Raw genomic sequence first — 6,026 nt, 5'->3', positions numbered from 1 at the left:
CGTAAAACGGATGTTCCGTATACTCAGCATCAATCAGACGACAAATCAGCAGATCATCTTCCGAAACAACCGGGGTGCGATGACTCGCGTAAATCGTGGAGCGTGCTACCCCAACCAGTTGGCACTGGTGACTAACGGCGATCCCGACCATCGGCTCAACCCAATCACGCCTTGTCATGGCAGGGATATCCCGGACTTTTTTTTAAGCCAATCCAATTCCATCTTCAAGCGCCCGATCTCACCATACAATCGCTCCGGTTCCTGGTGTTCCGACACCGGCTTCGGCCCCCGTTTCCCTTCAAACAACTTCTCGGATTGCTGGCTTTCTTCCACTGCGAAATCTGCACCGGATGCACTCCATACTCCTGTCCCAACTCGTTGACCGTCTTCAATCCGCGTATCGCTTCCAGGCCAACCTTGGCCTTGAATTCCGACGAAAATACCTGGCGCTTCTTCCTTTCACCCATCTCTTCTGCTCCATTCAATGGGCCTGATCATAACTTAATTGGCTGTCCAAAAACTTGGGACCACTATATGTATGCCGAAGGTGCCTTCGGCACCATACCGGAACTTTATGTTCGCCCTGCTTACCGCGCCAACAGATTGGGCCTTGATCTGGTATTTCAGGCAAAATCCTTCGGCGCATCGCGCGGCTGGACTCGTTTGGAGGTGACAACCCCACCGCTTCCCCAGTTCGACAGAACCTTGGCATTCTATGAGCGTGAAGGATTTTCGATAACAGGCGGTCGAAAACTGAAAGTTACTCTATGATAAATTGTTTTTATTTCAATGCGATGGAATTATGAAGCCTGTCGTTCAGGAAGAAATATCGGGCTGCGGGATAGCAAGCGTGGCCGCGCTTGCCGGGCTCTCTTACCAGGAGGCAAGAACGGTTGCCAATAGTCTTGGCATCTTCGCTGCCGACCGTGGTTTGTGGTCAGATACGCATTATGTGCGGATTCTTCTCAAACATTTTGGCTTTTCAGCCGGTGAAGGGGAATCACCATTTTCATCGTGGAACGAGCTTCCTGATCTAGCGCTCCTTTCCATCAAGTGGCATCTTGAAAATGGCCATCCGTTTTGGCATTGGGTCGTTTTTTCTCGCGATCAAAATGGCCCCGTGGTTCTCGATCCCAAAAAATCGCTCAAAACAAACCGGCGTGCCGATTTTTGGAGAATCAAACCAAAATGGTTTATTCCTGTGAGCCATAAACGGTAACTGAGCGTGTCATTGCTGCACCTATTACAGGAGATGAACCATGACTATTGCAGACGAACGCCAATCCACCATCGAGCAGATGGTGCAACGGGGTAAGGGCATTCTCGCCGCCGATGAGAGCCAGCCCACCATCGCCAAGCGTTTTGCGCCGATCAATGTTGAATCCACCGAGGAGAACCGCCGCGCTTACCGCGTCCTATTGTTTACCGCCCTCGGCATCGAAGACTACATCAGTGCTGTAATCACTTTCGAGGAGACACTTGACCAGATCAGCGATGATAGAGTCCTTTTGCCCGAAGTGCTCGCGCGGCGTGGCATCGTCCCCGGCATCAAGGTGGACAAGGGCACAGGACCGCTGGCGCTGGCGTCCGGCGATCTCATCACCTATGGCCTGGACGGGTTGGCGGAGCGATTGCGGCACTACAAAAGCCAAGGTGCGCGTTTCGCCAAGTGGCGCGAGGTCTACTCAATCAGTGAGCACAACCCAACAGCGCTGGGCATCTCCGCCAACGCCGAGATGCTGGCGCGTTATGCGGCGGCATGCCAGGAACAGGGCATTGTGCCCATTGTCGAGCCAGAAGTGTTGATCGACGGTGATCATAGTCTGGCCCGCTGCACCGAAGTAACCGAAGCGGTACAGAAGGAAATTTTTTATGCCCTGCACCGCCATCACATCGTGCTGGAGCACATGATCCTCAAACCCAACATGGTACTGCCGGGCAAGGATCATCCGGTCAAAGCCAGCCCCGAAGAGATCGCTGCAGCGACCCTGCGGGTATTCCGGCGCACCGTACCGGCAGCGGTGCCCAGCATCAACTTTCTTTCCGGTGGTCTGAGCCCCGAACAGGCAACAGCCAACCTCAACGCAATGAATGCAGGGTATCCCGATGTTCCCTGGCTGCTCTCCTTTTCTTACGGTCGCGCCCTGCAACAACCGGTACTACAAGCCTGGCAGGGCAAGGCCGAGAACATCGTTACCGCACAGCAGGCCATGCTGAAGCGGGCACGGTTAAACGGTGCCGCACAGCGGGGTGAATATCTTGCTTCGATGGAGGCATCGGACTGACCATCCAGATGCTCAGCGGATTTCCCAGCCGACCGGGTTGCTGTCGCTCAATCCAGTGATGGATACCTGTACATGGTACAAGTACGACCGAAGCAGGAATGACAGTTGACGACTCTCGCCTTAAGGCGGGGGGTCGTCAACCATAAAAAATATTCAACCACATATCTTGGCGGAGAGGGTGGGATTCGAACCCACGGTAGGCATATACCTACGCCTGATTTCGAGTCAGGTACATTCGACCACTCTGCCACCTCTCCAGAACGCGATTATAAGATAAAAACCTCCGGCAGGTGACAGAACCTTTCAGCGCGGCAGTTTGTCCAGCAAGGATTCCATAAAAGCGCGCAACAGCCTTCCCGCCAAGGCCCCATCTCCATTTTCGAGGGCCGCCAGAATGGGATCGTGAAGGGCGGCACAGGAGTCCAATTCGGCGGCCAGATGCTGAGCCACAAAAGGCAAACGTGCACGGGTCTGGACATTCTCCCAGATTTCCAGAAACAAATGATTGCCGGACTGCACCACGATGCTTCGATGAAAATCGAGCGCATGGCGGCTGTAACAGGTCACATCACGATCTTGAGCCGCCTCGTGCAAGGAGGCCAGAGTGGCGCGCAGGGAATCCAATACGTCAGTTGGGCAAGGAACAGCCAATTCTGCCGAACGCTGTTCCAGGATAGCCCGCAGAACATAGGCCTCAGCCATTTCCACCGGATTGGGGGAGCGTACGCGGGTCCCCTTGTAGCGTTGGGACTCCACTGCACCGAGCACTTCCAATTCGCGCAGAGCTTCACGAACGGGGCTCTGGCTGACCTGAAATTCTGCCGCCAGGTCCAGTTCCACGAAACGATGTCCTGGCGCATAGGTTCCCTCTAGGATACATTCCAGCAAGTGATCACGAATCTGGTCACTCATGCAACGGCGCAGTAAGGGTTGAGCCATCAGGAATGTGCTCCCGCTGAAGCATGAGACTTCGCCGAATCAGGGGAATCCGACCACCCGCCGCCCAGTGCCTTGACCAGAACGATACTGCTCGCCAAAGCCCGCAAACGCAATTGAGTCGCTCCGGTCAAGGCCAGGGCCGCGGTCCGCTCAGCCTGCAGTACCTCGAAGCGGCTGGTCAGCCCTCCCTCAAAGCGCAGACGAGCCTGTTCCAAGGCCTGCTGCGCTGCCTCGCTGGCTCCACGCGCGGCCTCCGCTTCGGCTTCCAATTCGCGCAGGGCCGCCAGTTGATCTTCTACTTCACGCCACGCCCCCAGCACGGTATTTCGATAATTGGCCACGCTCTCCTCCCACTGGGCTCGTGCCAAGTCATTGGCCGCTGCGATCTGCCCCCCATTGAACAGGGGCAACGACAAAGTGGGACCGAATGACCATAAACGATTGGGTGCCACCAGCAAAGGTCCATACCCCGTATTGCCATAGCCCGTATATCCCGTCAGATTAAAGACGGGAAACCACGCGGCTTTGGCCACCCCGATATTGGCATTGGCGGCCTTCACTTTCTCTTCGGCACTAACCACATCGGGACGTCGTTCCAACAAGACCGAAGGCATCCCCGGTACGGGGTGCAAGGGAGGGGGTAATTCGTCCCTCACCGGGGCAATATGAAACTCCTCGGGATTGGTTCCCACCAGAAGAGCAAGGGCGTGTTCCATCCGCTGGCGCTGCAAACGCAGCTCATTGAGTTGCTGGCGTGCCATCTGCCAATTCAGATCGGCCTGCGCCTGGTCCGGGACCGCCGCCTCGGCACCCACCACCAAAACGGCGGTCAGCGTACGGTTATCTGCCCAACTACTCACCAACCGTTCCGTCTCAAACAACTCCGCATCAAGCGCGCGCAACGATTCATAATCCAGCGCAATTTCGGCTTCCGTAGACAAGGCCAAGGTGGCCAGATCGTCGGCACTGGCGCGGGCCTGAGCATCGGCGGCATGGGCTGCATTGCGCAAGGCTCCCCATATATCCAGTTCGTAGTTCAGATCCAACTGCACCTGATTGGTCTGGAATGCAGGATAGTTTTGTACCGGAAAGATCATGGTATGTTCGGAAATTTTCGTCAATTGATGCGTGGCTGAAGCTCCCATCGTAGGCCATAGATTGGCCCATTGCTCCCGAGCCAATGAGCGCCCCTGGTCCAGACGTGCCAACGCCGCCAATAAATTCTGGTTGGCCACCAACCCCGAATGCTCCAGATCGTCCAACACCGGATCATGAAAGGCCTTCCACCAGGTTTGGGAGGCCTCCGTGGCTTTGAAAGGCACCCAGTGCCCGTCCTCCGTCATTTTTTCATGGTATTGGGATGCAGTGGGCAAGTCAGGACGAGTGTAAGAGGGTGCAAAGGAGCAACCCGATACCCCCACCAAGACAAGCCCCACTATCAGAACCTTTTTCATGGTGCTTTCCTGGGCACACTGGCCTCATGGGCCACGACCACCACCCCCTCGGACAAGGAATCAGGGGGACTCACCACTACCCGATCCGATGGACTGATCCCTGCCAGAATTTCGATGCGTTCACCCAGATCCCGTCCCACGATCACGTGTTTCAGGGATACCACCTGATGTTCATTCACTACGGCCACAGAAGTCCCGCTGGCACGAAACACCAAGGTATTGGCAGGCAAGGTGACCGACCGCTGCGCAGCATGGCGAGGAAAATGTACCTCTATATAACTACCCGGCAACAACATTCCGCCCTCCAGGTTCAATTCCACCAACTCCGTATGATTGATGGGATCGATGGCTTGGGCATGGCGAACCAATTGAGTGTTCCAGGTCCGCCCCGGAAAAGCGCGCGCCTCGATACTGACCGCCCCACCCGCGGGAAGAGAAGACACTTCGTCTTCCGGAACCGGGATATAGGCCCGCAGGCGCCGGGTATCTGCCAGATGAAACAGTTCTGTCGCCTTGCCATTGGCCGATCCGCTATCGATCATGGTTCCCACATCCACGTTGCGTGCAGTAATGATCCCGTCCACTGGAGCGACGATCTTTCGAAATTGGTCCAGCGCATGCAGTCGTTCCAGATTGGCCCGTGCCGCATCCAGCGTCGTCTTCCTGGCTTCCGCATCCAGACGTTTATTGTCTGCATCCTGGGGCGATACAGTCTTGGTTGGAAGGAGGACAGCGTACCGTTGCGCCGTCACTCGTGCCAGTTCCTCATTGGCCTCTGCCGTCCGCATCTCGGCTTCTGCCTGTGCTTCCTGCGCATCGATATCCGGGGTACTGATCTCGGCGATTTCTTGCCCAGCCTTGACCTTCTGCCCAATGTCTGCCGTCCAGTGTTTGAGGTACCCTGAAGTATGGGCATAAATCGGGGTTTCGGTCCAGGCCTGCAATTGGCCGGGAAGAACCAGATCGGGCACATGATTTTCCGGCAGAGCATGAGTCACCTCCACCTGCCATTGAGCATCTGCTATCGAATTCTGGGCCAGGGCATTTTGAGCGTGCAAACGGCTCATGATACCCCAAGCCGCAACCCCTACTGCCCCCAGAAAAATCAACCCACCAAAGAAACGAGAGGAAATCATGACATGGTCCTTGAGGAAATCGAGCGTCCAGAACGAATCAAACTAAACAATACGGGCACAAGGAACAAGGTCGCCACAGTGGCAAACAGCAATCCTCCGATGACGGCACGCCCCAGGGGCGCATTCTGCTCTCCGCCCTCCCCCAGCCCCAGAGCCATGGGTAGCATCCCGATGACCATGGCCAGAGCCGTCATCAGCACCGGACGCAAGCG

General features: G+C 56.0%; 7 protein-coding genes, 1 tRNA gene and 1 pseudogene. 4 read left to right on the top strand and 5 right to left on the bottom strand.

Annotation, left to right across the window (positions count from 1 at the left end):
* The 4 genes and pseudogenes from M6F29_RS11050 to M6F29_RS11035 all read left to right on the top strand — a co-directional run.
* On the top strand, window positions 1–382 hold a 382-nt coding region (locus M6F29_RS11050), incomplete at its 5' end, for a hypothetical protein (protein ID WP_298159790.1).
* Window positions 383–531: 149 nt separating this feature from the next.
* A pseudogene (locus tag M6F29_RS11045) lies at window positions 532–771 on the top strand (GNAT family N-acetyltransferase); the annotation flags it as partial.
* A 31-nt stretch (window positions 772–802) separates the two neighbouring features.
* Complete coding sequence (locus M6F29_RS11040) at window positions 803–1,219, top strand: hypothetical protein (protein ID WP_298159784.1); 417 nt, start codon at window positions 803–805, stop codon at window positions 1,217–1,219.
* A 40-nt stretch (window positions 1,220–1,259) separates the two neighbouring features.
* Window positions 1,260–2,285: a class I fructose-bisphosphate aldolase gene (locus M6F29_RS11035; RefSeq protein ID WP_298159781.1), complete on the top strand. Its 1,026-nt coding sequence runs from the start codon at window positions 1,260–1,262 to the stop codon at window positions 2,283–2,285.
* Between the two features lie 167 nt (window positions 2,286–2,452).
* Here M6F29_RS11035 and M6F29_RS11030 read toward each other — a convergent pair.
* The 5 genes from M6F29_RS11030 to M6F29_RS11010 all read right to left on the bottom strand — a co-directional run.
* Window positions 2,453–2,542, bottom strand: a tRNA-Ser gene (locus tag M6F29_RS11030).
* Window positions 2,543–2,588: 46 nt separating this feature from the next.
* Window positions 2,589–3,224, bottom strand: a complete 636-nt coding sequence (locus M6F29_RS11025; RefSeq protein ID WP_298159779.1) for a GntR family transcriptional regulator — start codon at window positions 3,222–3,224, stop codon at window positions 2,589–2,591.
* On the bottom strand, window positions 3,224–4,678 hold the full coding sequence (locus M6F29_RS11020; protein WP_298159777.1) for an efflux transporter outer membrane subunit: 1,455 nt from the start codon (window positions 4,676–4,678) through the stop codon (window positions 3,224–3,226). The genes M6F29_RS11025 and M6F29_RS11020 overlap by 1 nt, the downstream gene beginning before the upstream one ends.
* Window positions 4,675–5,814, bottom strand: a complete 1,140-nt coding sequence (locus tag M6F29_RS11015) for an efflux RND transporter periplasmic adaptor subunit (RefSeq protein ID WP_298159774.1) — start codon at window positions 5,812–5,814, stop codon at window positions 4,675–4,677. The genes M6F29_RS11020 and M6F29_RS11015 overlap by 4 nt, the downstream gene beginning before the upstream one ends.
* On the bottom strand, window positions 5,811–6,026 hold a 216-nt coding region (locus tag M6F29_RS11010; RefSeq protein WP_298159771.1), incomplete at its 5' end, for an efflux RND transporter permease subunit. The genes M6F29_RS11015 and M6F29_RS11010, both read right to left, overlap by 4 nt.

The sequence above is a fragment of the Ferrovum sp. genome (assembly GCF_027317285.1).
Lineage (GTDB): Bacteria > Pseudomonadota > Gammaproteobacteria > Burkholderiales > Ferrovaceae > Ferrovum.
The sequence above is the reverse complement of the archived record's forward strand: the minus strand, read 5'-3'. Positions and strand labels throughout refer to the sequence as shown.

Bases quoted from the DNA above. Each gene is read 5' to 3' on its own strand.
- M6F29_RS11025 (WP_298159779.1), bottom strand. From the start codon at position 3,224: ATGGCTCAACCCTTACTGCGCCGTTGCATGAGTGACCAGATTCGTGAT.
- M6F29_RS11040 (WP_298159784.1), top strand. From the start codon at position 803: ATGAAGCCTGTCGTTCAGGAAGAAATATCGGGCTGCGGGATAGCAAGC.
- M6F29_RS11020 (WP_298159777.1), bottom strand. From the start codon at position 4,678: ATGAAAAAGGTTCTGATAGTGGGGCTTGTCTTGGTGGGGGTATCGGGT.
- M6F29_RS11015 (WP_298159774.1), bottom strand. From the start codon at position 5,814: ATGATTTCCTCTCGTTTCTTTGGTGGGTTGATTTTTCTGGGGGCAGTA.
- M6F29_RS11035 (WP_298159781.1), top strand. From the start codon at position 1,260: ATGACTATTGCAGACGAACGCCAATCCACCATCGAGCAGATGGTGCAA.